This is a genomic window from Oerskovia sp. NPDC060287, from assembly GCF_042726775.1.
Taxonomy (GTDB): Bacteria; Actinomycetota; Actinomycetes; order Actinomycetales; family Cellulomonadaceae; genus Oerskovia; species Oerskovia merdavium.
Map to the genome: position 1 here is coordinate 1 of NZ_JBHXBO010000344.1, position 3,266 is coordinate 3,266.

Here is a 3,266-nt window from a genome sequence, read left to right on the forward strand (position 1 = left end):
GGGGCATCTACTCACTTCTCGGCGTCCGAGATCGATCCCGGTCGACCCCTTGCGCGCACCCCGCACCTCCTGGCAGGCTACAAAGTAGTTTGCAGTACAAACCTAAGGAGGAGCCGCCGTGCCCGCCCAGACGCCCGACCAGACCGCCGGACCCGCCCAGGGACCCGACGACGACCTGCCGCTCGACCCTGCCGAGAGCCTGCGCCTCATCGCGGCCCAGCAGGAGAGGGCCAAGGACGTCGAGCCCGACGGCCGCGTCCTCTACGGCGTCTGGGGGCTGGCCTGGCTGCTGGGCTACACGACGCTCTACGCGAGCTCGCTGCGCACGGCCGACGCCGCAGCGACGGCGACCGGAGCGACCGGGGCGGGTGGCGCCGTCGGGCAGCCCGAGCCCTGGGCGTTCCTCGCCTTCACCTTCCTCATCGTCTCGGCGGTGGCGATCACGATCGTGCACATCATGACCCGCACGAGCGGCCTGCGCGGCACGAGCGCCCGCTCGGGCGCGCTCTACGGCTGGGCCTGGTTCATCTCGTTCGCGGCCATGAGCATGGTCCTCGGCGGCCTTGCCCGGGCGGGCGCGAACCCCGAGGTCATGGCGCTCGCGAGCAACTCCCTGTCGTGCCTGGTCGTCGGGATCATGTACCTCGCGGGCGGGGCCATGTGGCAGGAGAGCCGTCTGTACGTCCTGGGCGTGTGGATCCTGATCGTCGCCGGAGCCGCGACGATCGTGGGCCTCCCGGGCCTCTACCTCGTCATGGCCGCCGCTGGGGGAGGAGGGTTCCTGCTCATGACGCTCGTCGAGCAGGTCCTGCGCGTGCGGACCCGCCGCCGGATCGCGGGAGGCGCCCGTGCCTGACGTCGAGCTCGACCCGGTCATCCACGCCCAGTCGCGGCTGCGCGTCGTCGCGACGCTCGCGACGCTCGGTACCGGCGACCAGATCGCGTTCCCCAAGCTCCAGAAGCTCCTCGACATGACCGCGGGCAACCTCTCGACGCACCTGCGCAAGCTCGAGGACGCCGAGTACGTGACCGTCACCAAGACCCACGAAGGTCGCACGCCGACCACCTACATCTGCCTGACCCCTCGCGGGCGCCGCGCCTTCGAGGTCTACACCGAGTCCCTGAGCACGCTCCTGAGAGGAGCCGGATCGTGACCACCGAGCACCCATCGACCGGACGGGAGGCCCCGTCGGCCACCGCCCGGACCGCAGCACGTGGAGGCCCCGCGGCGCCCGACGGCTCCCTCGTCTCCGCGCAGCACGTGACCCGCCGCTTCGGCGAGGTCGTCGCGCTCGACGACGTGACCCTCGAGGTCGGGGCCGGTGAGCTCGTGGGCCTCCTGGGCCCCAACGGCGCGGGGAAGTCGACCCTGCTCTCGCTCGTGAGCGGGCAGCGCAAGCCGGACTCGGGCGTCGTGCGCCTGTTCGGCGGCAACCCGCGCGACGCCTCGTCCCGGCAGGGGCTGGGCCTGACGCCGCAGGAGACCGGGCTGCCCGCGACGCTCAAGGTGCGCGAGGTCGTCGACTTCGTCGGCAAGCACTACGCGAACCCCGTGCCCACGGGCCAGCTGCTCGAGCAGTTCGGGCTGTCCGAGCTCGCGGGACGCCAGACAGGGGCCATGTCCGGCGGGCAGAAGCGGCGGCTCGCGGTCGCGTTGTCGCTCGTCGGCCGACCGCGGGTCGTGCTGCTCGACGAGCCCACCACGGGCCTCGACGTCGGAGCGCGCCAGGCGCTGTGGGCCGCGATCCGCGAGTACCACGCGGCCGGCGGGACCGTGCTGCTCACGAGCCACTACCTCGAGGAGGTGCAGGCGCTCGCGCAGCGCGTCGTCGTGATCGACCAGGGCGTGGTCAAGGCCGACGACACGCTCGACGCGATCCTGCGTCGTGTCGGGCTGCGTCGCGTCGTCGTGCGCAGCGCCGCGGACCTGGGGACCGACCTGCCGGGCGTGGTGCGTTCGGAGCGGACCGCTGACGGTGGGGCCGGTGGGCTCGGTGGGGCCGGTCAGGCCGACGGGAGCAGGGTCGAGTCCGGACCCCGCTCCGCCGCGGGCTGGCGCTACGAGCTCTACACGGCCGACGCCGACGAGCTCGTCCGCACGCTCGTGACCTCGGGCCTGCCGTTCCACGGGCTCGAGATCCGGGGTGCGAGCCTCGAGGAGGCGTTCGAGCAGATGGTCGCGAGCGGTCCCGCAGGGACCGCGTCACCGGGTGGCGGCCCCGGGGCCGACCGGCCGCCGGGCGGGTCGCGCCCGACGGGCAGCGGGTCCGACGGTGCCGACGCGACGACCTCCCGTGGTGGCGCCCGAACTCCGACGGACGCGGCGCCGTCGGGCACCTTGGACCGGACCTCCGAGGAGGAGAGCGCGCGATGAGCACCCCCGACGCAGTCACCACGACCCCCAGCGTGAGCGGACGCCCGCCCGGCGCCGCGACCCTCACCTGGATCCACCTCAAGTACCAGTTCCTCGAGACCGTGCGCGTGCCCATCGCGGTCCTCGGGAACCTCCTGTTCCCCGCGCTCGCGATGTTCTTCTTCGTCGTGCCGCAGAAGGAGGTCGCGGGCGACCCCGTCGCGGCGACCACGGCCGTCGCGTCGCTCGGGCTGTTCGCGATCTGCTCCGCGAGCCTGTTCACCTACGGGCTGGGCGTCGCGGAGGACCGGGCGCTGCCGTTCGACCCGTTCCTGCGCTCGCTGCCCGCGGGCCCCGCACCGCGCATGATCGCGCGCATCCTCAACGGCGGGATCTTCTCGCTGTTCGGGCTCGTGCCGCTCATCCTCATCGGGTGGCTCCTGACCGCGGCCTCCGTGACGTGGTCGCAGCTGCTCGCGGGCGTGGGGACCGTGCTGCTCGTGTCGGTGCCGTTCGTGCTGCTGGGCATCGCAATCGGGTACTCGCTCTCGGCCAAGGCTGCGCTGCCCGTGGTGCAGGTCATCCTGTTCCCGCTCGCGTTCGCGGGCGGTCTGTTCCTGCCGCCGTTCCTGTTCCCGCCGTGGCTCGACGCGATCTCGATGGCGACGCCGACGCGTGCCGGCCGCGACCTGCTGGTCCAGGCACTCACGGGCGAACCGGCCTATGCGCTCGCGTGGGTCGTGCTGCTGGGGTGGACCGTGGTGTTCGCGGTCCTGGCGGTGTGGGCGTACCGGCGGGACGAGGGGCGCCGGTTCAAGTAGGGCTCCTTGGTGCCGACGTGGTGCCGACGTGGTGCCGACGTGGTGCTGTCCCCGCGGAAGTAGTCGACGGCGGACTTGCGCAGCCCGGTGCC

The 3,266-nt window shown here is 72.8% G+C and carries 4 protein-coding genes; all 4 read left to right on the forward strand.

Annotation, left to right across the window (positions count from 1 at the left end):
* Positions 1 to 118: 118 nt before the first annotated feature.
* From ACFWFR_RS18640 to ACFWFR_RS18655, 4 genes are read left to right on the forward strand one after another with little or no spacing between them, the layout of a single operon-like run.
* Entirely contained in the window at positions 119 to 856 is a 738-nt protein-coding gene (locus ACFWFR_RS18640) for a hypothetical protein (RefSeq protein ID WP_377624077.1), read from the forward strand.
* Positions 849 to 1,154: a transcriptional regulator gene (locus tag ACFWFR_RS18645; RefSeq protein WP_191805210.1), complete on the forward strand. Its 306-nt coding sequence runs from the start codon at positions 849 to 851 to the stop codon at positions 1,152 to 1,154. Before ACFWFR_RS18640 ends, ACFWFR_RS18645 begins: the two co-directional genes overlap by 8 nt.
* Complete coding sequence (locus ACFWFR_RS18650; RefSeq protein ID WP_377624078.1) at positions 1,151 to 2,374, forward strand: ABC transporter ATP-binding protein; 1,224 nt, start codon at positions 1,151 to 1,153, stop codon at positions 2,372 to 2,374. Before ACFWFR_RS18645 ends, ACFWFR_RS18650 begins: the two co-directional genes overlap by 4 nt.
* Positions 2,371 to 3,174 (forward strand): ABC transporter permease, encoded by an 804-nt coding sequence (locus tag ACFWFR_RS18655; protein WP_377624079.1) that lies wholly within the window; start codon positions 2,371 to 2,373, stop codon positions 3,172 to 3,174. Before ACFWFR_RS18650 ends, ACFWFR_RS18655 begins: the two co-directional genes overlap by 4 nt.
* Positions 3,175 to 3,266 lie beyond the last annotated feature (92 nt).